Below are 25,510 nucleotides of genomic sequence, written 5' to 3'. Positions count from 1 at the left end.
GCAAGGGGGGGCCTGTAACGGACCGTCGGAATCAGAGATTGTTTCGTCCAGTGACGCGATACCCGCCTACCGTGAACGGTGGGATTCGCTCGCTGTTTACAGATAGAAGCGAGAAAATTCACTCCGTATCAGTTGACCGATTCGTACCGTGACATGGATATGTACGCACAGGTTCCGTTGCCGGGTGCAACCTGGTCGGGTTTCGTTTTTGACGTACACGGGAGATCCGCTACCAACGAAGGTGAACGCACGACCGACGGTGTGTTCAGAGCAGTTGAAGCGTCTAAGGGAATGTGTAAACGATAACTGTACCTCATATACACAAACCTTATCACATTTAGTCTCAACGATCTAACTACCATGCCAGAGAATGTCTTTGACGAAGCGGAGTACCAACGACGAACGGCTCGCTTAGAGGAACGAATGGCGGAGAACGAACTCGATGCGGTAATCGTCTCAAATCCGTCGAATATGAATTATCTGACCGGATACGACGGGTGGTCGTTCTACGTCCATCAGGCGGTGATCGTCACCAGGGACCGGGAGGAACCGATCTGGGTCGGACGAAGCCAGGACGCAAACGGTGCACGAGCGACGACGTGGCTGTCCGAGGAAAGCATACGCGCCTACAGCGACGACCACGTCCATTCTCCGTACGACCTCCATCCGATGGATGCCGTCGCCGCCGTCCTCGAGGAGCTCGACGCTGCGAACGGCCGGATCGGGCTCGAGATGGACAGCTACTATTTCACGGCGAAAGCGTATACGCGTCTCCAGCACAATCTTCCGGAGGCGGAGTTTGCGGATACGACGCTGCTCATCAACTGGACGCGAGCGAAAAAATCCGAACGGGAGTTGGAATACATGCGTCAAGCTGCCAGAATATCTGAGAACGCGATGCGCGCCGGATTAGACGCCATAGAAGCGGGTGTTCCCGAATACGAAGTCGTCGCGGAGATCTACGACGCCCTCGTTCGAGGAACCGATACCTACGGTGGCGATTATCCGTCGATCGTCCCCCTCATGCCTTCCGGTGACCACACCGGAACACCTCATCTGACCTGGAGCGATCGCCGGTTCGAAAACGGTGATCCTGTGATCATCGAACTATCCGGGTGTCGAAACCGCTATCATTCACCTCTTGCCCGAACGGCGTTTCTCGGGGACCCCCCTGAAAAACTGGTCGAAACGTCCGATATCGTTATTGAGGGGATCAACGCAGCGATCGATCGCGTCGAGCCAGGCGTAACGTGTGAGGAAGTGGAAGCGGCATGGCGTGATGTGATTACGGACTACGGGATCGAAAAGGAAGATCGCATCGCATACTCGGTGGGGCTCGGCTACCCGCCGGACTGGGGCGAACACACGGCGAGTATCCGACCCGGTGACGAAACGGTACTCGAAGAGGGAATGACGTTCCATATGATCCCAGGAATCTGGCAGGACGACGTCGGCTTTGAACTGAGTGAGACGTTCCTGGTCACTGCCGACGGCGCCGACGTTCTGGCGGACTTTCCTCAGCAACTATTTTCCGTCCAATAGGCGGTGGAACGTTCGAGCAATTCCCCGCGGATGACTCCTCTCGAGTACTTCTAACGCAGAATACATCGAAAGTCGTCGAGGCGAAGCAGGACCTTCAACGGCGGAGCACAGTCTTCTAACTCAATACGGTGGGCTCGAACTCGTCCTTCGGATGCCACACGATGGACTGCTTTCCAGTGAGATACCCCACGCCACTAACCGAGGCCTGCAACACGGTCCCGTTTTCCGCTTCTGCCGACGAATCAAGCCGTCCGAGGTACTCCGTTCCGAAGGGCCCTCGATGTGGATACGGTTCGTCGAGTCCGAGTCGGTCTTCCTCGAACAGCTTCCCCATTTTTGCACACGTCCCCGTCCCGCACGGTCCCCGCCCGATCGCCCCGTCACCGGACACGATGAGATTGGCATCAGGACCGTCCGTCCGCTCATCATAGAACAACACGACTGCAACGGGCTGGGTTTCTCCCGTTAGCGGATTGGTAGGCGGCCGATCGTTCAGTTTCTCTCTGAGCTGCGTACCGATCCGGCGGAACGCGTCGACGCGTATCGAATCCGCCGTGAGATCTAATCCCACATCGGTCACATCGACGAGTCCGTAAAAATGGCCCGCAAAAACGAGTGAAACGGCGATGTCTTCCACTCGGTCGTCGACGGGGAGCGAGACGGCCCGCTCGTTTACGACGACCGTTTCGATTCCGTTTACCGAGACCCGTTCTAGCTCGTTCTCCTCATTGTAGGTGATCGTCGTGTCAACTAAACCGATCGGTGTCTCTACGGTAAACTGATCGGATTTCGGCAGCCGACCCGCCCGGACGAATGCGGATATCGTTCCAATGGTGCCGTCACCGCACATATCGAGATAGCTACTTTTGTCCGTAAAGAATAAGCCGAGATCGGCCCGCTCATCGCCGGGAGTCACGGGAAACGAACAGACGAGGTCCTCGTGTCCGCGCGGGCCTAGATTGAGGTGTCGACGAACGTGATCGAACTCCGCTGCAAACTGCCGCCGGAGTTCGGGGATGCTTTCCCAGGAGAGGTGAGTAAAGTCGATGCCGTCCGTAACGACGCGCACCGGTTGTCCCGCACTGTGTACTTCGAGAGTCTCGATCGGCGGATTCAAAATCGGCATTTCTATCACCCTTCGACGATTCCGACGTCGTCTTCGTCCCAGACGACCGTTACCTCCTCTCCTTCGGTGAACGAGTTTGCCGTCGGTCCGTCGTTCTGGATCTCGATCACGAACTCCGAATCGAGGGCGGTCACGTAGTATTGAGTCTTCGAGCCGACGAAAATGACCTCGTCGATGGTTGCTGGGACCGCATTGCCCGGCCCCTCGTAGTCCTCTGATTCGATCGTCATTCGCTCGGGACGAACGAAGATGTGGGCGTCGTCCGAGACGGACGTCGAATTGGCCTTAATTTTCGTTCCGTCCGACTCGACGATAGACGACCCGTTTTCTTTGACGACGGATCCCTCAATGAAGTTCGTATCGCCGATAAAGTCTGCCACGAATTCGGTAGCCGGTTCGTGATAGATCTTCTCCGGCGGATCGATCTGTTCGATCGTTCCCTGGTTCATAACGGCGACACGATCCGCCATTTTCAGGGCTTCCTCCTGGTTGTGGGTCACGTACATCGTCGTTATGCCGAGCTCTTTCTGCAATCTAATTACTTTGACCTCGAGCTGATCGCGGAGTTTTTTGTCAAGCGCACCGAGCGGTTCGTCCATGAGAAGGACGTCAGGTTCGATCGCGAGCGCCCGCGCTGTTGCCACACGCTGTTGTTGTCCTCCCGAGAGATTTGTCGTCTTTCGATCTTCGAACCCCGGAAGGTCCACCATCTCGAGCACCTCTGTGATTCGGTCCTCGATTTCGTCCTTGGGAAGTCCTTCGTTCTTGAGTCCGAACGCGATGTTCTCCCGGACGCTCATGTGTGGAAACAGGGCGTAATCCTGGAAGACCATACCGGTGTCACGCTTGTGTGGTGGGAGTTGTGTGATCTCTCGCTCACCGAGAAAGATTTCGCCCCCACTCGGCTTTTCGAAGCCGGCAAGCATTCGCAGAATCGTGGTTTTTCCGGCACCGGAGGGACCGATCACGGCCAGAAACTCTCCTTCTCGGACGGTGAGTGATACGTCCTCCACCGCACAAACGTCTCCGTAGTATTTGGAGACGTTTTCGTAACGAATTCTGTTCGTCATCTCGGATTCTCACCCCCCGAAGAGTGCTGACCACCGCTCGGCCCATTCCGAGCGGTTTTCCCACATCATCTCGAAGTCTTGATACTCCAGCTCTTCGAACTCCTCCGCCGATGGCGCGCCAATATCTTCGGCTACTTCGGCCATTTCGGCGTTGGCGTTCGTGACCCCCTGACCCATGTACTCGGACGCCTCTTCCTGCAAGTCGGGATCCAGCGCCTCGTTAATGTATGCGAGTGCGGCCTCTTTATTGTCAGAGTTGCTGGTCACGGCCACACACTGGGCGTACGGGATGCCGGTAGGGTCGGGACGTCGGACCATCTCGTAATTCTCCTCACGGAGTAATTCGGGATCGATATAATCGATCCACGGTACGAACGAATCGGTGGCCTCGTTTCCGACGAGCTGGAGAAGTTGTTGTTCGTTTTGCCAAATATTCGTCACTTTTGGCTCGACGTGTTCTTCGAGGTATTCGAACCCGGCGTCGATATCCAGATCGGCGGACGAGAAGTCGTCGTCCGTCGCGATCGCAGCAGCCATCATCAACACTTGAGGGCCTTCAGCCCAATCAAACGGGACGAGGGAGATGGTCTCGCTTTCTCGGAAGACTTCGTCCCAGGTATCGGGCGTGTGATCCCAGTGCTCATCACCTCGCACTACCAGCGGACTGGCTTCACCGAGTGACCACGCTACTCCGTGGTCATCGTCCCACTTGAGATGATCGTGAACGTCCTCGTAGTGAGTTACGGTATCCGTGTGTTCGTCGAGGGGCTCGAGTAGATCCTGTTGAGCCAGTTCGTAAATTCCGTCGCGTCCTAACATCACCGCATCCGGCGGATTATCGGGATTGGCAGTGATCTCCGACGTTTGCTCGCCCGTGAACGCGATATCCGCGTTTATCGTTAAATCGTATTTCTCTTCAGCGTTCGGAATAACCGACCGTTCAAACATCTCGGCGAACCGTCCGGCGTTGATCATCACGTTGAGCGTCTCACCACCGATATCACCTGAACCCTCTATCGTTTCCTCCTCTCCGTTCGTCGAGACGCAGCCGGCGACTCCACTTACGGAGAGAGCGCCCACTCCTGTCAGGAGACGTCGTCGGTTGCATGTCGTTTCCGTACCGTGTGTGCCTTCTTCCCCAATGTTTCTGCTACGCATTCCCATGCCAGTATTCATCACCCTCTGATAAAAATTTTCGCATTACGTTTTTGACATACACAATATCTGTGTACGATTTCCGCTCCCTTAAATATGGTACTCCCGGACCTGAACGACCCCACAGTCAACGGCCGGAAAGAGGCGGTCGAATGATGGAAAGTAACTTGTGGGGATTCGGAATGCTTCCAGGGACGACCAGATATTCGCAACCGCTTGTTCCTATATCGGATATTTCAAACGCTAGAAAATTATAGTGGTCTATCCCCGAGAGTCGTACACAAGAATCGTAGATGGAGGAGGCACAAAAAGTTTAAGCGGCTTGTTGTCAAGCCACTAGGCATGGCTGCCGAACAACCACACGGCAGGTTATCTTTACTCCGGAAGCGCCTGGACGAGAGGCTTTCCTCGTTCATTCGAACCTACAAGAGAACCTCGATGGGGAGACTCACACTCATTCTTCCGGCTTTGCTCGTTGTCGGAATCCTCATCGTCCTTCCGACGATGATCCTGTTCGAATTGAGCCTCCGGCCGTTCGTGGACGGGAGCATCGGCTCGTACTTCACGTTCGGCAATTACGAGCGAATATTTACGAGCGAGGCCAGTCGAACGGTTATATTCCGTACGATCCGGGTCGCACTTATCGTCACCGCTCTCACGCTGGTGATGGGTTATCCGCTGGCCTATACTGCCGTTCGGGGGAAAAAGTGGACGGGTCGACTGATCGTCGTCGCGACGCTTGCACCGCTTGCAGTTGACGTCGTCGTTCGGACGTTCGGATGGTTCTTGCTCCTACAGGAGGGAGGGGTAGTCTCGCAGTTGCTACTGTTGACCGGCTTGTTTTCCAGCGAACCCCAACTCCTCTACAACGAGACTGCGATTATTATCGGCTTGACTCACGTATTACTTCCCTTCATGGTCTTCCCACTAATTAACGTGCTCCATACGATTCCCTACTCGCTGGAAGAAGCGGCCCAAAACCTTGGGGCCAATCGGGTCGAAGTGTTTCTAAAAGTACTCTTACCACTCTCGTTGCCCGGGATCGCCGCCGGAACGCTAATGGTCTTCGCGATCACCCTCGCCTCGTACGTCACACCGTCCCTCCTCGGGGGAGAAACGAACGTGATGGCGGTGACGATCACCGACACCTTTATCGGAACCGGTGATTGGCCGTACGGCTCCGCAATGGCGATGCTTCTCGTCGTTATCGGGCTAGGCGTTATCCTCTGTTACCAACGGGCACTACGCGAAATGGACACGAAGACGGGGGGGATCTAAATGACAACGGAAACTCCGACCGTACAACGCGACGTTCTGCTATCGAGAGCGGTTAACGTACTCTACCGACTGCTCGTCTCTGCTGTCCTCGTCTTTTTACTCGCGCCTCTCGTCTTGATTCCGGTCGTCTCCTTTGGAACGGACCGATTTGCCGCCGGGCTTCCCACCGATTTTACCCTCGAATGGTACATCGCAGCAGCGAACACGTTCGTTGATTTCGGCCTCAGTTCTGCGTTGATCGCCAGTACAGCACTGGCGCTGGCCACCGCCGTCGCGTCGACGATCATCGGCGGGCTGGCTGCCTTCGGTATCGTCCGGTACGATTTCAAATACTCGACGACGCTTCAAACGATCCTGATCTCGCCGCTCGTCTTCCCGTGGCTCTTGATTGGACTCGGCATTCTGCTGCTGGTCTCTCGGATACAATCCACGTTCGGAATTATCATCGAGTCCTCGTTCTGGATCCTCTTCATGGGACATCTAGCGTTTTCGGTTCCGTACGCCATCCGGACTATCGGAGCCAGCCTAGAGAATTACAATCATTCGCTCGATGAAGCAGCACGAGATCTTGGTGCAACCGAACTACAAACCTATCTAAAAATCACGCTCCCAATCATCAAACCGGGTATTATTAGCGGATTGATCATCATCTTCATCCTCTCGTTCAACATGTACATCATATCGTTATTCCTGATGGGCCCCGAGATCGATCTGGTACCGATAGCGATGTACAATCTCTTCCGGATCGTACCACCGGCGGAGATCGCAGCGATCGCGTCGGTACTGATGCTAGCACAGATCGTTCTCGTGGTGCTTGCAGAGGTGTTCTTCGGTATTAGCGATTATCTCTAATCGGTCTGCGTCTCTCGAGTCCACCAAGCCGACTACTCTGGGACTTCGAACGGCGTTGAAACGAGCGGGTCGTAGAGTGAGTCTGATCGTGAAGCCGTAGACCCGCTCAACGAGTGCTACACGACCGAGTTTGGTACACGAGTTTCCGCTCGTGATTTGTTCGCAGAGAAGTGTTCCGACGGGAGTATGTACATGTCGCTCTTGTGACGGAGATTGGTGATGAGTCATAGCGTAGTGTCGAGGATGGTTTTCAGCGCTTCTCTCCCCGGTTTCCGATAGACTCGTCGGCGGAGCTGGAACGCTGTAAAGTACGGCGTGAGCTTGTCTTTGGAGACGCCACAACGAGACGAGAGCCAGAATCGAGCCAGCGGTCCGTGGCTCTCGCAGGTATCGACGCGACCGTCTCCATCGACGTACTCACCGTCGCCGTGGACGTATTCGCGGTCGATTGCGTCGTCCTCGTCCAGTGGGTCGTACGCTCGAAAGCCACGGGATCGACGGTGAACGGCTCCTCTTTGCGCTCAGCACGGAGGAGGCGAATCGTCGATTGCTGGCTAATTCCCGGACGGACTCCGAAGCAGGTTTATAATACAGTCAGCTCGTGTATTCGGGCCACAATAATTTCAATAATTCCGTTAGAAGAGGTCCATAATGGCTCACTCCGTTGGAATCGACCTCGGAACCACCAGCAGCGCGGTGGCCCGAATCGTCGGAACTGATCCGGTGGTTCTCACTGCGGAAACTGGAGAGAGAACCGTTCCGTCCGTCGTTGGATTCGATGAGGACGGCGAAGAGGTCTACGTCGGTCGCACCGCGGTCAACTTCGAGACGCAACACCCCGAACGCGTGATCAACTCGGTGAAGCGGCGGATGGGCGAGCAGGATCCCGTTGCGTACGTGAACGGCGAGGAATACCTCCCCGAAGAAATTTCGGCGCTGATTCTCAAAAAGCTGAAGCAGACCGCGGAGGATCAACTCGGCTCCAGGGTAACGAACGCCGTTATCACGGTCCCCGCGTACTTCGGGAACGAGCAGCGGGAGGCAACGAAACGGGCGGGTCGGATCGCCGGGCTCACGGTCGACCGGATCATCAACGAGCCGACAGCGGCGATGCTGGCTCACGGAATCGACCGTGATGACGAAACGACGGCACTCGTCTACGACCTCGGCGGCGGAACGTTCGACGTCTCGATCGTGAAGGCGACCGCGGGTATCTTCGAGGTAGTGGCGACCGACGGACTCCGCCACCACGGAGGAGACGACTGGGACGACCGACTCGTCGCCCAGATGCAACGGATCATCGCCGAGGAGACCGGTCAGTCAGTCGCGGAAGACCCACAGAAAATCCAGCGGTTGTGGAAGGCGGCACGCGAGGCGAAACACGAACTCACCCATCGGGAAAAGACGACGATCCGAATTCCGTTCATCGTCGACGACTGGAACTTCGAGAAGACGATCACGCGCGAGCAGTTCGAGGGTATGACCGAGGACCTGCTGGATCCGACCGTCGCGACCTGCCACGACGTGCTCGAGGAGAGCGGCGTCGATGCCGACGACCTGGACGTAGTGTTGCTCGTCGGTGGATCGACGCGCATGCCACAGGTCGGGACGCGACTGAAGGAGGCGTTCGGCGATGTCGTCCGGCGGAGTGAGTCTCCCGACGAGGTGGTCGCCAAGGGGGCCGCCGTTCAGGCCGGATTGTTGAGCGACTCGCTGCCAGCCGTTCGTGAAGAGGGATCGGAGGCGCTGCAACGACAGGAAGAGACCGCCCTCGAGACCACCGACGACAGCTACGACCTCCCGACGGTGTACGACGACGCTGTGCTCATCGACGTCACCTCGAAATCGCTCGGCACGAAGCTGAAAGGGGACAACTTCGCCAAAGTGATCCGGAAAAACGCGTCAATTCCGGCCGAACAAACCGAACGTTTCGTGACAACGGAGGACGACCAGACGATCATACGCGTCGGCGTCTATCAGGGGGAGTCGATGACCGCCTCGGAGAACGCGCTTCTCGGCGAATTCGTGCTCAGCGGACTCCCGAGACTCCCCGCTGGCGAGGCGAAAGTCGACGTGACGTTTCGCATCAACGCGGATGGAATCCTCGAGGTAACTGCCGAAAGCGTCCAGAAGGGACACTCAGACGGCATTACCATCGAGTCGGGCGTCGAATACAGCGAACGGAACATCGAAACGATGCGGTCGGGGCTCCCGGTGGTGAAGTGAGGCGATCCAATGACTGACGCCAACGGCTCGAACACGGACGTTTCGGCGGTCGACGTACTCGGCGTCTCTCCGTCGCCGTCGGAAGACGAGATACTGAACGCGTTCCGGGAACAGGCCAGACGATTCCATCCTGATCGGTTCGATCCGGACGACGTCGATATCGCCGACGGCGACGACCTCAACGCCGACGACCTGTTCAGAGACGTCAAACGGGCCCGTGACGAGCTCGTCGGTGACGTGAGTGGGGCTTCGTATACGTACGGCTGGCGGGACGGCACGCCGGTCACCGGCCGGGAGACGGAAGATCCGACCGAGCGGAAGCCTGGTGAAGGGACCGAAGAAGATAACGCCGGTGGCGAAGCGGAAGGTGGTGACCACCCGAACGGACGTGACGACGGCGAACCGGGTACCGGGACCGGTGACGGACCAGAAGAGACGACAGGTGGCGGGGACGGGGAGTGGAACACGGACGATACGGAACGTGGATCAGGGATCGACGATACGGTCGGTGTCAACATTGGAGAGGGATCCGAAGAGGAGTTCGGCGGCGGTGCTGAGGAGACCGTCACCGTCGAAAGCGGCGTGTCCAGACGGGAGCTACTCACGCTGGGCGGGGTTATTTCCGGAGGCGTCATCCTCGCACACGGTCTCGGTCTGTTCGACAGTACGACGGACGTCGGGTCAGGAGACGACCGCACGGAGGAACACGTCGTCGTGACCCCGGACGACGTGCTCCAGGAGGCGGCAGACAGAGTCGTCTCCGGGGGAACACTGGAGCTGGAACCGGGGACGTACGCCCAGCGGGTGATCTTCACCGAGGACGTAACGGTGACCGCACCAGAGGGTGCCACCCTCGCGGGGGGCGGTGCGGACACCGCAGCGGTCACGCTCGGCGATGCCGACGTCGAACTCGAGGGGCTCACGATCGTCGAATTCGACGACGGTGGAATCCACAGCGGTGTCGCGGGAGGCGCGCTGACGCTGTCGGACGTCACCGTCGAGGACGTCGGCGACGTCGGCGTCGACCTTATCGGCGAGCGAATCGAGATCCGGAATCTCACCGTACGGAACACGGTGGGAACCGGCGTGTCGTTGTCCGTTCCCGCCGACGGAACCGTCACCATCGACGGTGTCGTGGCGCAAGACAACGAGGATTCGGGAGTCGGTGCGGCGACCGACGGTCGGGGAATCGTCGTCGAGGGAGGCGAACACGTCGCGATCAGCGACGCCGAAGTGGTCGCGAGTGGTAACGAGGGAATCCACGTGGTTGCGTCCGAGACCGGCAGCCAAAACGTCGAGATAACCGACACGTTCGTTGCCGACTCCGCGAGCAGAAGCGGAATTTGCATCGACGGGAGCCGTGACTCGCAAACGGTAGAACTGGCCGACGTCGAAGCGGTCGACAACGACCGCGAAGGGATACGGATCGGCACGGAACACCGGATCGCAACGGCCGTTCTCGACGGGGTCACGGTGGCCGACAACGACGACACGGGACTCGACGCGCGGGTGACGGACGACGGCGTGATCACCGTGAGCGGGAGCGTGTTCGACCGCAACGGCGGCGCCGGTACTACCGTCAGGGAGGGATACGGCGTCAGCGTCCGCGGCGGCACACAAGTCGTCCTCGAGGAGACGACGGTCACTGAGAGCAGGCTGGCTAACCTGCGGATCGAGGGTGAGCGCGTCGACGGCCAGTCAGTCGAACTTCGCGACCTCGACCTGTTCGGTTCGACACGTCGTAGCGGCGTGCGATTCGATGGCGGCCGGAGCGAGGACTCGATCGTCGTCGAACGCTGCCGTGCTGACGACAACGGCGACTACGGGTTCGACTTGGCTGGCGAGACGGTCCGGATCGATGAGACGAACGCAAGCGGCAACGGCGACGGGGAGTTGCACCTACAGGACATCGACCGCGAGGACGCGGAGATCCACGACAGCTTCTGAGACGAGGAGCTGACAATCGGCGAGCGCGCTCACTCCCTCCGATCGTCGACGATCCGCTCGGACGGGGATCCGGAAACCTCCCGGTAGATCCCCGGCGAGCGAACGAGGAGGCCAACGAGCAGGATGAACGCGACCAGTCCCGCGAGCGACCCGCCGGCAGGAACGACTGACGGGAATACGAACGCCAGAAGGAGCCCCGGGATGAGACCGATTTTCAGGGAGTTCCAGCCGAAATAGTGGAGCGCGCCGAGCGTGTACTCCGGTGCCGTCGTTGTCGAGAGCGGTGGCGCCGAAACGGGGCTCTCGACACGGAGTCGTGCCCCCTCGCCGTGGTTCAGCTCCAGCCGGTGTGACCGCGTCTCACCGGAAGGATCTTCCAACTCGATCTCGGACACGGTCGTGTCCGCTGCGTGGTAGACGTCCGCGCCGTCGTCGCACTCTTCGACCTCCAGTGTCTCCCCGTCGCCGCGAGCGGTAAGTTCGATATCTCGGGGCGTGATCGCTGCGAGGAGGCCGGTCGGTCGTGTCCGAACGCTCACCCGGTGGTACGGCGTCGTCCGCGGCACGAAGCCGTTATCGAGCAGGATACGCGGGAGCTCGGTCTTGGCGCGTTTCGCGAGAGCAGCACTGGTCGGCACCGTCGCCGACGTCACTGCGTCGTCGTTCTCGTCAGGGGAACTCAGTTGGCTCAACCGAGTGATATCCAGTTCCAGTTCCTCGTTGCCCTGCGGCGTTCGGATGACGGCGACGCGTTCGTCGGCGGACTCCCCGGGAAAGAGTTCGGCTCTCCACGGGTTCCCTCTGAGACTGTCATTATCCGGATGCATGAGCGCGTGACAATCACCGCAGAGCCCCACGAGATTTTCCAGAGCGTTCGATCCACCGTTGGAGAGGTGGACGATGTGGTGAACCTCGCTGACCGAGACGTCTCCCTTGTACACACCACAGCGGCCGCACCGGTAGCGCTGTCGTTCCCAGACGGCCTCCCGGCGTTGAGCCCAATCCGGCGGGTAGCGTCCGTCGTCGTAGTACGACTCGCGCTTTCCGTAGGTGTGCTGGGAGTCGTAGTTCGGATCGATCCCGTGTTTTCGGTACACCTGTTTCGACTGGTTGCTCACGCGTTCTCACCTCTTCTTTCGTTGAACGTATAATTCTCGGTCGAACGTTCTTTTGGCGACGAATAGAGACCCTGTCAACGGCGGTACGCTCCGTCGAAAGTCAGGTCCCGGGACGTCGGTTGCTACTCAGCGTCTCGGTCCCGTCCGGTTCCGATTTTGCGCTTTATCGCCAGTGCGCCTCCGAGGACGGTCGCTACGGCAACCGGAACGCCGAACGGCGGGACGTTTACACCGATGCCGCCCGGCGTCGACGGGTACGTTTCGGTGGGTTCCTCCGTTGTCGTGTCGGTGGTCTGTGATCCCTCCGTCGGAGTCTCCGATTTCATCGGCGACGTCTCTGTTGACGCCTCTGGAGGGGCGTCGTCGGTCTCGTCTGGCACATCGACCTCTTCGCTGGACGATCCGGAGTCGCTTTGGCTCACGGTGAGGGTTCGGTCGGCGGTGTGTTGCTTGCCGGCATCGGTGGTGATCGTAAGTTCGACGACGTGCTCGCCGGCCTCGTCGAACGTGCGAGTCGCCGTCTCTCCGGCCGCCGATTCCCCATCCTCGAACGTCCACTCGTGAGCGATCACCGTACCCCGGCCAGGATCCGTATTACCGGAGTCGAACTCGACCGTCTCGCTGGGTGCCGGATCGGACGGAGAGACTGAGATGGACGGATCCGGAACGAGATTCTCGCCGAGTTCTCCCGGTTTCTCACCGTCGATGCTCCGGTGATGGAACGCGACGATATCGTCACGAACGTGAGGAGGGACCTCGTGTCCCACGTCTTCGTAGACGCGGAACGCAGCGTCGATACCCGCTTTACGGTACAGTTCCTGTGACCGGACGAACCGCTCGTCGATCATGTCGTCACCGTATATCGAGAGCGCCGTCTGCCGGAGGTCGTCGTCCGTCCACGCGTCGTCGTAGGGAATCGTATCGTTCTGGTCGTCTGCCCCCATGTAGAGGAACTGGTCGACGTCGTCGACTGCCTCGAGGTCGACGGGGTCACCGGTGAGCCCCGCCACGTCCGCGATCCCGACGTGGTAGGGGAGCGTCTCGCCGTCGACTTCCTCCACCGGGAGTAGCGCCATACCGTTCAGGCCGCCGGCCGTGACCGAGTTGACTCGCTTCGGATGCAGGAACGTGAACCGATCGACGAAGTTGCCAGACGCCGAGAAGCCGTTGAGGAGCAGGTCGTTCTCACCAGTTCTGACCGGGTAGTCCCCCTCGACGAGGCGCTCCTGTGCGTCTTCTACCATCCGAAGCACCTGTTCGTCGATTCGTTCGAGTGGTGTGTCGGAAAGCGCCAGGGTCGTGTCGTCGAGGGCGTGCGTGTAGTGGCTCCAGTCCACCGGTTCGGTCGCCGGGCGAGGGAACACCGGAACGACGAACGGAACCTCGATCCTGTCCGCGAGTTCGTTCTGGAACGAGACGAGATCTCTGCCGGCCTCTTCGTGGACCGCCATATCGTCATCAGCAGTCCCGGAGTTCGCCGGCTCCACGAGGATCGGCCGGTCGGCTTCGGGGTCGACGATGCTCGGTGCGTACAACAAATACGGGTAGTCGAATCCGGCGTCGGGATCTGCTTCGACGAGCGTCGTCTCGACACCGTTGAACGTCTCGAGATCTTTCACCCCGCGTTCTGCCGTTGCGTATGCTTCCGAAGTTGCCGCGGAACGGTCGTAGCCACCCGTCGGCAACAACGCGACGAGAACGTTCTCGTCCGACTCGAGAGACCGCTCGAGCGAGAGCGACAGCGTCGTGGACTCGTTTGCAGCGAGCATACCCGGCGACTCGGTTATTTCGGATCCGTCAGGGCCGAAGACGCGAATGCGAAGGTCTTCGTCGGCTAGGCTGTCGCCGGGTCGCACCTCGACGGCGACACGGTCGGTTCCTGACGCCGGCGGGTCGACGAACGTGATCGACGCCGCCGCCGCAGTACCGGACACCGCCCCTGTCGCGAGTCCGCCGAGGATTGTCGCGGTGGCGAGCTGTAAACTTCGCCGGCGGGTGGTAGCCGAGACCGCGTCCGTCGCCGAATTGGGACGTGTCGTCGCCCGAGTGTTAGCCTGCTCGGGTGCGGTGCTGTACATCGTCTCCGTGAGATCGCGGGTGGTGTTGGACATTGGTGAAATGGTGGAAAGTGGGCTGTTGTTAGCGCTCGAGTTCGGTCTCGAACGGAAGCACGCGGAACCGGTCGTCGCCTCTCGTGGCTTCGACCTCGAGCGTTTCGCGCTCGCCGACGTCGAGCGTCGCTTCCACGCCTTCCGAGAGGTACACCCAGTCGGACGCGGTCGGGCGGGACGCGTGGAACTGAGCGCCGCCACGGAACGTCCCCGCGGCGTCGCCGTCGTTCTCGACGGTCAGTTCGATGGTTGGCTCCTCGTCGCTGGCGTTCTCGATCGACGCATCGACCAGTTCGAACGACGGGATCGAGGGGACGTCATCGCCGGTTTCGAACACGATGTCGTCGCCGTCACCCGTGAACGAGAATGTGAGCGACGCCTCGGCGAGAGACGACTCATCGACGAGTTGCACGACGGCGATCTCGGCCGTTTCACCGGGATCGACGACGTTGTTGCCGAACGGCTCGTCTGCGTCTGTCACGGCGAGCGTGTCGAGATCGTCGCGCATGTCGTCCGACGTAACGACGTCGCCCGGAGTCGCCTCGACGACGGCGTTCGCGAACTGGTTGTCCGCGACCACGGAGCCGAATCCGACGGACCGGTCGTCGTTCGTGTTTTCGACGGCGAACCGGTGGATTAGAAGCACCTCCGTCGAGTCACCCGCAAGCACGCCGGTGGCCTCCTGATTGAACAGTCCGACGCCGCCTTCCTCCGTATCGTAGTGTAGACTCCGGTCGTAGCGCGGCTCGAGGGACGTGAATTCGAAGCCGCCGACGTCCGAAGCGACCGACTCGCCAGGTGCCAGACGCGCTGGACCGACCTCGACCTCGTGATGGAACTCCGGATGCTCTCTGGCGTCCGTGGCCAGTTCCCAGTCACCTTCCGCGTTGACGCGAACCGCTGCCTCGACCGTCTCCCAGTCGCCGGAGTCGATCTCCGGAAGCGTCACCTCGACCGGGTCCGGTTCGTTGAGCGTCTCCATCAGCGGGTTGTCGGAACCGTCGACGTACTCGAGGCCGACCGTCATCGAGAGGTCCGTAATCGCTGCACCGCCGACGTTCGCGATCGCGAGTTCGACGGCGAACTCGTCGAGGAACTCGATCGATCCCGGATCGACGAGCGTCGCGGCATCGAGCACCATCGGCGTGGGTTGGGCGTCCTCGTCGACGCTGAACTCCGGCAGGTCGCCATCCGACACGCCGTCAGGCGACGCCGAGTCGTCGCCGTCGGCGGAGAGACAGCCGGCCAACAGCGTCGCACCGGCGGCGATACTGGTCAGACAGCGGCGGCGAGTGGTCAGCCGGTCGTCTCGGGTCTCGTCCGGTGTGGGTGCGTGAGTCATCGTATTCAGATACCGTTGGGGCTGGTCGACGTGTAATTCGGCTCGTAACACTCGGTACCGAGAAGGCGAAGCGCGGACTGAACCAGAGTCGTGAAGTACTCCTGGTATCGTGTGCGGTCGTCAGGACACAGCGCAGACCGGGTGAAAAGCCGGCGCGCCTGTCTCGTATCGTGACGCGTCCACCAGACGAGATGACAGACCAGAGCGACCCGTGCGTGGCGGGGCTTTTCGTACACGCCGCGGACGACCGACGAGTTCCACCCATGGTCGTACAGAAGCGTAAACCGGCGGCCGTTCTCCGAGTGTCTCGCCTTCTCGAGGAGTTCTGCGTCTCCGAGCACGGACGTGCCGAGCCTCGGTGTCTTATCGGACATAGCAACTCGTCCATGGAACCAACGGGAGTTAATAATAATCAAATTTCATATATAAAAATGGTTATGGAAGCCGAATCTCCTCTCGTGGCAGAAGCATTTACAGTAATAGAATCGCTTCACAGTAGCAGAGAAATGGGACACGAGTGGACGATATTCCATCAGGAGGAGGTGAAAACGGGCCGGAAGATTCCAGTTCCAGCAGCGGTCCACAACGTGGTCGGACTCGACCACGAGATTCACGATCACTGTATGTACTGGAACTACGAACGGATCGCTACTTATCTCGTACTTTCACAGTACCCGCTCCGTGAGTCGAACTACCAGGACGTGAAACGCACGAAGGTGTTCAGAGCCGAACACGGAAGCGACACGACGGGCTACATCCGCGTGCCCGATAGTCTATCAGAGACGGTCAAAAGCCGGTATCGGGAGGGAACCAGGGTGAACTACATGGCGTACGACCAAATGCTCGAACAAGACAACCCCACCGTGTTCCTTCTGTCGAACACGCAGTTCCAGCAACTGCTTCCCTCCGGCGTACAACCGTCGGTCACCGAGGCCGGTGAGACGGAGGGCGTCGATCTCGAGGAGTCGCTGACGAACCTGCCGGCGTTTCTTCCCTCTCCATGACACTCGCGCGAGTCTCCGGATCGCTGACGAAGCCCTGGAGACTCGTGCAGATCGAACTCGACGACGTTTTAGGCACCGGAAACGATGACGGTGAGAGCCAACGGTGGACGGTGGACGGTCGACTGTATTCGCTCGCGGTCACGGCCGATCGGTCTACCGGTGACGTCGACGTTGCCGTCTCGACATCGCTACCGTACACGACGCTCGCAGTCGCCTCGCTGCTGTTCGCGACGATCGCTGCGGTTGTCGGTACGTCCGCGCACGCGACCGCAGTTGCGTTCACCGTCTGTCTCGCGGTCGCCGTCGCCGCACTCCTTCCAGGTCTGTACCACTTTCAGAGGCTATATTACCACGTTCCGGAGATAATAGACGTCGAGAGGATACGAATCACGCCGAGTCTGGCGTTGCCAGTGGGGGGCGTACTAGTGATCATGTGGTCTCTCGCCGAGTCACCCCTGTTCCGTGGGCTCACACTGTTGCTTGCCGGGCTCTTACTCAGCACCACGGCCTACGTCGTGGGTGCAGTTCCTGCCCCCCTCAGACGACAGCAGACCGTGGCCGTGTTCGCGGCGTTTTCGAGCCTCCCGTTGTTGGTCACGACGGGAAACGTCGGGCTCGTCAGTCACGTTCAGGACCAGGTACCGACGAGCCACCTCCTGTTTTTACTCTGGGCTCTGTCCATCCACACGGTGGTGTTTCTTGGCGTCTACGCGCATCTCTGTCGCGTGTTTCTGGCGAATGTCGATTCCTTCTCGATCGAGCCAGTTTCCTCGTTGTCGTCGCGTGCCGGCTGGTTCGGATACGTACTCGCGTTCAACGTGGCGACACTAGCGACGCTGATCGGACTGCTCACCGACGGCCGGTGGTTCGAACGGTTCACCGTTCCCACCGCAGAGATCGTCTCCGCTCACGGTGCACTCGGTGTTCCCTTCCCCCGCGCTATCACGACGATCCTCGTGGTCGTCCTCGCGTTGCCGCTGGTGGGACTCGTCTTGCTGTGGGGACTGCACCTCGTTCGACAGGTTCGACAGCTCAGACGCATCAGGGTCGCAACCACGTTGGATAGGACGGTCGAGTCGATCGTCCCGGTCCGAATCCTCGAGACCGATCGCCCGCTGGCTTACGTCGCGCAAGTGTCACCATGGAGTCCGGTAATCGTGCTCTCGAGTGGCCTCCGGGATGAGCTCGAACCGGAAGAACTCGCCGCCGTTGTCGCTCACGAGGAGTATCACGTCCGCAATCGGGATCCGCTGTGGAACCTGCTCGCCTCGGTGGTCGGTGTCGCGGTCGGCGGGCGGAACCTGCTCGTTGCTGCATACGATTATCCGAAGGTTGAACGCGAGGCCGACCGCTACGCAGCCGACCGCTACGGGGCCGATGCCCTCGTCGGCGCGCTCCGAACTATCGAGGGGCTCGACGTGTCCACCACCGATTCTCACGCGCAGTTCGGCGGTAACCCTCGAGAGGGCAGTTTCTCGTGGCTATTCGCCGCACCGTACCGGATGCTGTTCGGGTCCGTCGTGGTCGCGAACGCCCACGCGAGTGTGGACGAACGAGTCAGTCTCGTCCTCGCGACGGAGGGACCGACCGATTGATGACTCACAGCCGTTACGATGGCGACCGTGAGTTGAACTGGCACGTCCGGATGCGACGCAAACATCGTTTCGAGAGAAACGTATCGGAGGCCAGCGTGTGCACACCGGCACTTATTCGCCAGAATATTCGGATATCTATTTTCGCCGATCGACTACGTACCGACGCGAATCCGGGAATATATACGTTCGAGCGCCATCTAGGCAGCTAACCGAAAGACGCGCCGTCTTTCGCACGGTAGGAAGTCGTCGTCGACGACGTGGCCGAGGTTCGGTCATCGTCGGTCGACTGCGATCACTGGCTCTCCACTTTCTGTTGGGCCACACTGTGTGGACAGACTGCTATGATCGGCACCACTAATGGAAATTGAAATTGCAACTATCGGCGGCTACGAAGAGGTCGGACGGCAGATGACTGCCGTTCGTGCCGGGAACGACATCGTCATCTTCGACATGGGACTGAACCTCTCGAAGGTCCTCATTCACGACAACATCCAGACGGAAGGAATGCACAGTCTGGACCTGATCGACATGGGTGCGATCCCCGACGACCGGGTCATGTCCGACCTCGAGGGTGACGTGCGGGCGATCGTCCCGACGCACGGCCACCTGGACCACATCGGTGCGATTTCGAAACTCGCGCACCGATACGACGCTCCGATCGTCGCGACGCCGTTTACGCTCGAGCTGGTCAAGGGCGAACTCGAGGACGAGAACAAGTTCGGCTCCGACAACGAGCTGATCCAGATGGACGCCGGCGACTCGATGCAGATCGGTGATCACGGGATCGAACTCGAGTTCGTCAACGTCACCCACTCGATCATCCAGGCGATCAACCCGGTCCTCCACACGCCCGAGGGCGCAATCGTCTACGGGCTGGACAAGCGCATGGACCACTCACCGGTTATCGGCGACCCGATCGACATGAAGCGCTTCCGTGAGATCGGTCGCGAGGGCGACGGGGTCCTCTGTTACATCGAGGACTGTACCAACGCGAACAAGAAGGGGCGAACGCCCTCCGAGTCCGTTGCCCGTGAGCACCTTCGAGATACGCTGTACAGTATGGAAGAGTACGACGGCGGGATCGTCGCGACGACGTTCTCGAGTCACATCGCGCGGGTGAAGTCGCTCGTCGAGTTCGCTCGAGAGATCGGTCGCCAGCCGATCCTCCTCGGTCGGTCGATGGAGACGTACTCGGGGACTGCGAAACGACTGGACGTCGACTTCCCGTCCGACGTGCAGATGGTCGGCTATCGCCGATCGATCGACCAGACGCTCGAACGGATCATGAACGACGGGAAGGGGAACTTCCTCCCCGTCGTGACTGGTCACCAGGGCGAGCCGCGAGCGTTACTCACGCGGATGGCCCGCGGCGAGACGCCGTACGATCTCGAGGAGGGTGACAAAGTCGTCTTCTCTGCCCGCGTGATCCCCGAACCGACCAATGAGGGGCAACGCTACCAGGCCGAGAAACTGCTCGGGATGCAGGGTGCCCGCGTCTACTCGGACATCCACGTCTCCGGCCACCTCTGTCAGGAAGGCCACTACACGATGCTCGATGCACTCCAGCCACAGCACGTTATTCCGGCCCATCAGGATCTCGCGGGGTTCTCGGGGTACGTCGATCTGGCGTCGAATCAGGGCTATACGCTCGGCCGTGACCTGCACACGACCTCGAACGGGAACATCATCCAGCTCGTCTGACTCGTAGCTCCCGAGCGGTGGAGTCGCTCATCGATATTCTGTCCTCGAAAGTGGAAATTGTTGGTGTTCCGCCCACAGACGGTTACCTCCACGTTCGGTTGCGAACCGACGTTACTCGTCGTCTGCGTTGTTTTCTTTAATGTCCTGGAGCTGACCGAGGAGATCGTCGGTCGAGCCACCGGTTTCGACGGAGATCGAGCCCTCGTACTCGTGTTCGTGAACGTTGACGGCAGCATCCTCGTCGTCTTCTGTGTCCTGCGTTTGATGCTGTTGTTCGGACTCGTCGTAGCTTCCAAAACCCATGATACACACCCTGCGAGCGAGGCCTATATTCCCACCGATTCACTCCCCACCGTGTTGCAAATTCCCCGGAGCAGTGGTATTCACCCACACGAAATCGGAAGCGTATTCATTTCTATCGCGGGTGTAACGGGTTCGGCCCAGCCTCGACTGCACTACCGATCTGGAGAGACATCGATAGGTTTTTTTGTGATCGACAGATCCCGCTTACCCGTCGGATTCCCGGCTTCTAGCTGTTCGACGCCGTTAGCCACCGGATCGAACATCCATGACGAGCGAACTGCAACTCGATTACGACGTCGACCCCGGACAACAGATCGACCGCCTGGCCGAAATCACCCACGAGCGATACCCGTCGGCGAACGTCCGTACCGTCGAAGAAGTGCTCGTCGCAGACGGCGGTCCGGTCGAATACCTTGGCTGGATCGCCTTCGAAGACTACCGGGATCATTGCTTCTTCTATCACGACGAGAACCCTGACCGAGAGACGCTCCGATGGTTACTCTCGATCTCTCCACAGCGGTCAGATATGCCCGCACTCAAACGGGTTCTAAAGCGGTCGTACGACGAGTACGGCGAAACAGACCACGGGACGATCATCGAAATCCCCGACACGTATCTTCCCGGGTCGACACCCAAGGCGTACGTCGGGTTCTACCACAACCCGATCACGGACGACGTCACATCTGGGATACTTACAGAACCGCTCGAGCGTCGGGACGAGATCCTCGAGGACGTCGCGAAGCTCGTCCCGGCGAGGGATCTCGAAACGTTCGTCCTGAACGTGGCCCGGACCTACCGGACAGAATTACGCGAGCAAGCCGACCGGCACGTCCTCGAAGGAGACATCAGCTCGCTACTCGAAGACGATTCACACACAGGCTGGAGACGGTCCGCGAACTTCCCGAGGAGATTCATCCCGGATACACGGGGATTGAGGCAGAACTCTGGCAGAAACCGGTCTCTTGCGTCGACGAGCTCTCTGGCTCCCAGGGATTCGTCCAGGTCTGGCGACCACAGGTCGACGACGACATCGCCCTCCTCTCGCTTACTCGGGCGAATTTGATCATGACAACGCACTCGACACTATTCGCTCGAGACTTTCAGAAAACGCCCGCTAACACACACTGTTTTTACGGAACGTACGCACTGCGTTGCAAAAATTATTTACGTGACTCGGTATTCGGTTGTAGCAACTGCAACTGCGGTCTCATTTCCTCCGGGTCGCCTCGTTGGACACACGTGCTGGCAGTGGTCGGCCGACTGCGCCGCGTTTTCCCCATGCACGCACGTCGGTGGACGAGGCCACCGGAGATGAGATCGTCTATCCAATACCCATGACATCAGAATTCGATCTCCCGTGTTCGACGTGTGGAGGAACGCTTCGTGAAGTCACCCTCGAACCAGCTGCTCTTGGTATTCAGGGGGCGGCCGAGCCATCTCCCGTCGTCGCGGAGTGTCGGCTCTGTGGCGAGCGACACTATCCGGAACAGACCCTCGAGTACGTCGGACAGCACGCGCCTCGAAACTCCTGCTAACTACCGCTACGAGCACTCATCACGATATATCTATGAACGAAACTACGAGACGGGCACACGACACAGTGGACGAGTCCGTCGATCTCGATACCCTCCCACGATCGATTCCTGACGGATCGGTCATCTGTGTCGCAAGATCCTCACCACTGACTGACAACGCGCTTCCGCTCCGGATAACGGAACGGTACGCAGCGCCCGACGACTGTCGCATCATCGTTACGACGGCGACCGACGCTGACGAAACGATCGCACAGCAGAACGCGATCACACCGACGGGGGAACATCGGGTGGGAGTGATCGATACGACTGCTGACGATCACGTCGAATCCCTCTACCAGGAGCACCCGACGATTTCGCTCGCTCGGACGGGTGAACTCACGCAGATCACGCTCGCGCTCTGGGACCTCGAGGAGGCGCTGTCGACGTCGTGTTCGACCCCGCACGTGATCGTTCGGTCGCTTACACCAACCCTCGAGCAGGCTGGCCTCGAGCGGCTCACGAACGTTCTCGAGAGCGTGATCGAGCACCAGCGCGCCGCCGGGAGCCTGACCGTCTTCGGGATCGAGTACACCGCCCACGACGAACGGACGATGGCGGCACTCGAGACACTCGTCGACGGGATCGTCTGGGTCGAACGAACGGGACAGGGCGACCTCGAACTCGAGTATCGGCGGACACACCACCGATAGGCCGTCAGGAATTCAGTTTCTCGAAGTGAGCTCGACAGAGGATGTTATTCAGTTTTTTCGTCGCAGCGTCCGCTGTCTCGTTCGACGCACGATCCGACGTTCTCGTGGCATAGACGGCGGTCCGATTGTAGTCGTCTGCGTAGCCATACGTACCGGCAGGTCCGACTTCGACGCTGTTCCAGACGAGGTCGTCCTCGCAATCGCGACAGATCGACGCGACGGTAGTGTCCGGATCGGTGGTCGCTACGACGTCGAGGAGCGCCATCGGTGGATCCACACCGGAAACATCTCGTCATGCGGTTAAATTGGGTATCTCGTGTCAAAATGACACCTGCTGATCCGGCCTGCGTTGGCACGTGAAACGTCTCGTGGGTGCGAAATCGTCGTCTAGAGTGTGACGATGGTCACGCCCGAGCTGGTCGCTTCGTCGGTGACACGACCGAAGGTCGGAACGTGTTTCCTCGTGGGAACTACCTGTAACCTATTTCCTGGCAGTCGGAATCGGTGCGGTGGATGCCCGAGGAAGAACTGTTCAAGATGGAGGACCGACGGACTCGAGTCCAAGAGTGATTCCCGCCGCCGAACCACCTTGAGCGTTCCTTTTGCGGAATTCCGCTACACACCCGTTAATCGTGACAAACGTTGCTACGAGAGGCGAAACGTCTCGAGATTCTTCGGCTGATACGTCCGAACGTTGTACTTCTGATACAGCGCCGATGAGAGTTGATCCGTGGCCTGCTCGTCGCCGTGGACGCAGAGGATGTGCTCGGGTCGCGGGTTCATCTCCTCGACGTACTGCTCGAGCCCGGCACGATCGGCGTGACCGGAGAACCCGCTCACGGACTCGACTCGGCAGGCGAGCGTGAGTCGATCTCCCTCGAGGGCGACCTCCGTCCGGCCGCTCTGGATCCGCCGACCGAGTGTGCCTTCGGCCTGGTAGCCGACGAACAGCAGCGTGTTCTCCGGGTTCGGGCCGAGCAACTCGAGCCAGGACATGATCGGACCACCGGTGACCATCCCCGAGGTTGAGAGGATGATACAGGGGTCGCCGCTGGCGATGTCTTCGCGCATCTCCTGGCCGCCGTCGACCTGTCTGAACTGCTCGGCGACGAACGGGTTGTCGTCGTCGTGGAGGATCCGCCGACGAAGGCCATCGCGGAGATACTCCGGGTAGGCCGTGTGGATCGCCGTCGCCTCCCTGATCATCCCGTCGAGGTAGATGGGCATCGTCGGGATCTCGTCTTCTCGCATCGCCTCCTCTAGAACGAGCATGAGTTCCTGGGAGCGACCGACCGCGAACGCGGGGATGACGACGATTCCGTCCTGCTCGTACGTCTCGTTGATGATCTCTCGGACGCGCGCTTCACTTTTTTCGGTGTCCGTCTGGTAGTCGTTCCGCCGACCGTATGTCGATTCCATCACCATCGCCTCGGCTCGCGGGAAGTCGTTGACCGCGCCGTTGAACAACCGCGTCGGTTCGTAGTGGACGTCGCCGGAGAAGACGACGTTGTAGAACCCGTTACCGACGTGGAAGTGAGCCGACGCACTCCCCAGGATGTGGCCCGCGTTGTGCATCGTGAGCTTGATATCGGGCGCGATGTCGGTGACGTCGCCGTAGGAGACAGGGATCGTGTGCTTGATCGCTTCGCGAACCTGCTCGCTCGAGTACGGTGGCGTCCGGCCTTCCTTCGAGGCGACGCTCAGGTAGTCCAATTGCAACAGCCCCATCAGGTCTCGCGTCGGCTCGGTCGTGTAGATCGGGCCGTCGTAGCCGTACTTGAACAGCAGCGGAAGCAACGCGCTGTGGTCGAGGTGGGCGTGGGTGAGGACGACGGCGTCGAGGTCCGTGAGCGGCATCGCCTCCGGTTCGTGGAGGTACGGCACTTCGCCTTCCGCGCCGGGTTTGTCGCCGCAGTCGACGAGGATACGCGTGTTCGGCGTGTGGAAGACGAAACTCGCCCGTCCAACCTCACGACAGCAGCCCAACGTGGTGACGCGAACGTAGTCGACGTCCTTCCGGGGCTCCCGGTGGATCTTCTCGCCGACGTCCCGGAGGAAGTCCCGGCGTTCGCCTCGTTCCTGGGTCAGGAAGTTCCGGACGTTGTCCACCGTCGACGACTCCATCGGTGGCGTGCGGACGACCTCCGGATTCCATCCGACCTCCTGGGTGATCTCCCGGAGCGTCTTGCCGTGCTGGCCGATGACCAGTCCGGGCTTCTCGGCCTCGATGAGGACCTCGCCGACCGTCGAGTGAAACTCGAGGTCCTGAATGTTCGCCTCGTCGGGAACGATCGCGCGGATCGCTCCTTCTGCTTCGGCTGGACTCGCCTGCTGTCCCGCAACGGGACGGATCGTGACGCGTTTGCGAAGCGCTCGAGCGAGTTTACCCAGGATCTGGCCGTCCTCGGCGAACTGCTCGGGCGTTTCGGTATAGATCACGAGGTCGGGTCCCTCGTACTGCACCTCGCTGACGTCGAGGTGAGACGGTACTTCGGTTCGAACGCGCTCGAGTAACTCGGAGTTGGTCGTATCCTCGCTCATAGATGCTGTCGCTGTCCGCAAGCTCGATCCCGGCGATCGGCGTCCCTCCTACTCAGGACCGATTTGCCAGAATATCTCGGGACGAATCGGTCAGCTGGCCTCCCGCGTGGAGAGCATGACGAACGGCTACCTAGGTCTACGCGACCGTGCACAAAACCCTTCGCATACGCAAACCACGTACCGACATCTCATTCGAGAGTAACCGTTAAGCACGACCGGGAACTCGAGATAGCTACCTACTAGTTTTGTGTGGCCCGATGAGACCGAATAGCTGAGGGCAAGCCGGCAGCGCCCACCCACCGTCCTAGAAGACCTTGGCCATATGCGCCTCGTGATCTGGAGGTCGCGAGGTGTCTACCGTGGGCTTCTGCCCGC

The 25,510-nt window shown here is 59.8% G+C and carries 19 protein-coding genes and 1 pseudogene; 10 read left to right on the top strand and 10 right to left on the bottom strand.

Features of this window, described 5'->3' with window-relative positions:
- Nucleotides 1-360: 360 nt before the first annotated feature.
- On the top strand, nucleotides 361-1,542 hold the full coding sequence (locus tag EA472_RS12525) for a M24 family metallopeptidase (RefSeq protein WP_124191852.1): 1,182 nt from the start codon (nucleotides 361-363) through the stop codon (nucleotides 1,540-1,542).
- 115 nt (nucleotides 1,543-1,657) lie between these two features.
- Here EA472_RS12525 and EA472_RS12520 read toward each other — a convergent pair whose 3' ends face one another.
- The 3 genes from EA472_RS12520 to EA472_RS12510 form a co-directional block, all read right to left on the bottom strand.
- Nucleotides 1,658-2,668: a proline racemase family protein gene (locus EA472_RS12520; protein WP_279387176.1), complete on the bottom strand. Its 1,011-nt coding sequence runs from the start codon at nucleotides 2,666-2,668 to the stop codon at nucleotides 1,658-1,660.
- A gap of 5 nt (nucleotides 2,669-2,673) precedes the next feature.
- A complete protein-coding gene (locus tag EA472_RS12515; protein ID WP_207891159.1) occupies nucleotides 2,674-3,681 on the bottom strand; it encodes an ABC transporter ATP-binding protein in 1,008 nt (335 codons plus the stop codon).
- 66 nt (nucleotides 3,682-3,747) lie between these two features.
- A complete protein-coding gene (locus EA472_RS12510) occupies nucleotides 3,748-4,902 on the bottom strand; it encodes an extracellular solute-binding protein (protein WP_165874882.1) in 1,155 nt (384 codons plus the stop codon).
- Between the two features lie 333 nt (nucleotides 4,903-5,235).
- Here EA472_RS12510 and EA472_RS12505 point away from each other — a divergent pair, with 333 nt between their 5' ends.
- On the top strand, nucleotides 5,236-6,171 hold the full coding sequence (locus EA472_RS12505; protein ID WP_124191848.1) for an ABC transporter permease: 936 nt from the start codon (nucleotides 5,236-5,238) through the stop codon (nucleotides 6,169-6,171).
- Nucleotides 6,172-7,023 carry an ABC transporter permease gene (locus tag EA472_RS12500; RefSeq protein ID WP_124191847.1) on the top strand — a complete coding sequence of 284 codons (852 nt, stop codon included), beginning with the start codon at nucleotides 6,172-6,174 and terminating at the stop codon, nucleotides 7,021-7,023. It begins immediately after the preceding gene.
- 224 nt (nucleotides 7,024-7,247) lie between these two features.
- Here the strand turns inward: EA472_RS12500 and EA472_RS12495 are convergent.
- A pseudogene (locus tag EA472_RS12495) lies at nucleotides 7,248-7,579 on the bottom strand (IS1595 family transposase); the annotation flags it as partial.
- A gap of 95 nt (nucleotides 7,580-7,674) precedes the next feature.
- Between EA472_RS12495 and EA472_RS12490 the strand changes: the two are divergent.
- Together EA472_RS12490 and EA472_RS12485 are read left to right on the top strand one after the other, a co-directional pair.
- Nucleotides 7,675-9,249, top strand: a complete 1,575-nt coding sequence (locus EA472_RS12490; protein ID WP_124191846.1) for an Hsp70 family protein — start codon at nucleotides 7,675-7,677, stop codon at nucleotides 9,247-9,249.
- 9 nt (nucleotides 9,250-9,258) lie between these two features.
- Nucleotides 9,259-11,196: a right-handed parallel beta-helix repeat-containing protein gene (locus EA472_RS12485; protein ID WP_124191845.1), complete on the top strand. Its 1,938-nt coding sequence runs from the start codon at nucleotides 9,259-9,261 to the stop codon at nucleotides 11,194-11,196.
- A gap of 29 nt (nucleotides 11,197-11,225) precedes the next feature.
- Here the strand turns inward: EA472_RS12485 and EA472_RS12480 are convergent, their stop codons facing one another.
- The 4 genes from EA472_RS12480 to EA472_RS12465 all read right to left on the bottom strand — a co-directional run bounded on the left by EA472_RS12480 (nucleotide 11,226) and on the right by EA472_RS12465 (nucleotide 16,141).
- Nucleotides 11,226-12,314: an HNH endonuclease gene (locus EA472_RS12480; protein WP_124191844.1), complete on the bottom strand. Its 1,089-nt coding sequence runs from the start codon at nucleotides 12,312-12,314 to the stop codon at nucleotides 11,226-11,228.
- A gap of 122 nt (nucleotides 12,315-12,436) precedes the next feature.
- Nucleotides 12,437-14,425 (bottom strand): PKD domain-containing protein, encoded by a 1,989-nt coding sequence (locus EA472_RS12475; protein WP_124191843.1) that lies wholly within the window; start codon nucleotides 14,423-14,425, stop codon nucleotides 12,437-12,439.
- 28 nt (nucleotides 14,426-14,453) lie between these two features.
- Entirely contained in the window at nucleotides 14,454-15,767 is a 1,314-nt protein-coding gene (locus EA472_RS12470) for a hypothetical protein (RefSeq protein ID WP_124191842.1), read from the bottom strand.
- A 5-nt stretch (nucleotides 15,768-15,772) separates the two neighbouring features.
- Complete coding sequence (locus tag EA472_RS12465; RefSeq protein WP_124191841.1) at nucleotides 15,773-16,141, bottom strand: phage NrS-1 polymerase family protein; 369 nt, start codon at nucleotides 16,139-16,141, stop codon at nucleotides 15,773-15,775.
- Between the two features lie 63 nt (nucleotides 16,142-16,204).
- Between EA472_RS12465 and EA472_RS12460 the strand changes: the two genes are divergently transcribed.
- The 3 genes from EA472_RS12460 to EA472_RS12450 all read left to right on the top strand — a co-directional run bounded on the left by EA472_RS12460 (nucleotide 16,205) and on the right by EA472_RS12450 (nucleotide 20,067).
- A complete protein-coding gene (locus EA472_RS12460) occupies nucleotides 16,205-16,771 on the top strand; it encodes a hypothetical protein (RefSeq protein WP_124191840.1) in 567 nt (188 codons plus the stop codon).
- On the top strand, nucleotides 16,768-18,366 hold the full coding sequence (locus tag EA472_RS12455) for a M56 family metallopeptidase (protein ID WP_124191839.1): 1,599 nt from the start codon (nucleotides 16,768-16,770) through the stop codon (nucleotides 18,364-18,366). Before EA472_RS12460 ends, EA472_RS12455 begins: the two co-directional genes overlap by 4 nt.
- A 357-nt stretch (nucleotides 18,367-18,723) precedes the next feature.
- Nucleotides 18,724-20,067: a ribonuclease J gene (locus tag EA472_RS12450; protein ID WP_124191838.1), complete on the top strand. Its 1,344-nt coding sequence runs from the start codon at nucleotides 18,724-18,726 to the stop codon at nucleotides 20,065-20,067.
- Between the two features lie 111 nt (nucleotides 20,068-20,178).
- Here the strand turns inward: EA472_RS12450 and EA472_RS12445 are convergent, their stop codons facing one another.
- Nucleotides 20,179-20,370 (bottom strand): DUF5786 family protein, encoded by a 192-nt coding sequence (locus tag EA472_RS12445; protein WP_124191837.1) that lies wholly within the window; start codon nucleotides 20,368-20,370, stop codon nucleotides 20,179-20,181.
- 265 nt (nucleotides 20,371-20,635) lie between these two features.
- Here EA472_RS12445 and EA472_RS12440 point away from each other — a divergent pair, with 265 nt between their 5' ends.
- Together EA472_RS12440 and EA472_RS12435 are read left to right on the top strand one after the other, a co-directional pair.
- A complete protein-coding gene (locus EA472_RS12440; protein ID WP_243637840.1) occupies nucleotides 20,636-21,433 on the top strand; it encodes a hypothetical protein in 798 nt (265 codons plus the stop codon).
- A gap of 504 nt (nucleotides 21,434-21,937) precedes the next feature.
- Nucleotides 21,938-22,594, top strand: coding sequence for a DUF7504 family protein (locus tag EA472_RS12435; RefSeq protein ID WP_165874881.1), 657 nt, complete (start codon nucleotides 21,938-21,940; stop codon nucleotides 22,592-22,594).
- A gap of 645 nt (nucleotides 22,595-23,239) precedes the next feature.
- Here the strand turns inward: EA472_RS12435 and EA472_RS12430 are convergent.
- Complete coding sequence (locus EA472_RS12430) at nucleotides 23,240-25,135, bottom strand: beta-CASP ribonuclease aCPSF1 (protein ID WP_124191835.1); 1,896 nt, start codon at nucleotides 25,133-25,135, stop codon at nucleotides 23,240-23,242.
- Between the last annotated feature and the right edge of the window lie 375 nt (nucleotides 25,136-25,510).

It is taken from the genome of Natrarchaeobius oligotrophus (assembly GCF_003841465.1).
Taxonomy (GTDB): Archaea; Halobacteriota; Halobacteria; order Halobacteriales; family Natrialbaceae; genus Natrarchaeobius; species Natrarchaeobius oligotrophus.
Note: the sequence above shows the minus strand (reverse complement) of the source record. Positions and strands in the feature narration are given on the sequence as shown.